The 403-nt window shown below is 49.4% G+C and carries 1 protein-coding gene; it reads right to left on the bottom strand.

Annotation, left to right across the window (positions count from 1 at the left end):
• Nucleotides 1-403 (bottom strand): aconitase family protein (locus HC176_RS17115; protein ID WP_245234947.1); only part of this gene is annotated, 403 nt, incomplete at both ends.

Below are 403 nucleotides of genomic sequence, written 5' to 3'. Positions count from 1 at the left end.
CTATATCGGGAGAGGCGTGTTCCTCATTGTCGGTGAACTGGGTTTGGGAACCACCCTCGGCCAGCCATCTGTGCTCCTGCCGCTCTTCCAGCGGAATATAATGCCGCTCAAATTCCTCTTTTAGCAGCTCCCGGAATTTAGTTGCAAGATCTTCCACAAAGATCTTATCCTGTGGCCTTTTTGGACCCGAAACCGTTGGCCGCAAACTGCCCAGATCCAGTTCAGCTATTTCTGAATATTCTATGTGTTCATTCCCGGTGCGCCACAGCAGGTTATCTTCACAATACTCCTTTACCAGCGCTATTTGCTCCGCAGACCTGTTGGTCTTCTTCATGTATTCCAGGGTCTGGTCGTCAATGGGGAAATAAGTGACCGTACAGCCAAATTCCGGTGACATATTTGA

It is taken from the genome of Tamlana crocina, assembly GCF_012037625.1.
This window is presented reverse-complemented; position numbering and strand designations above follow the sequence as displayed.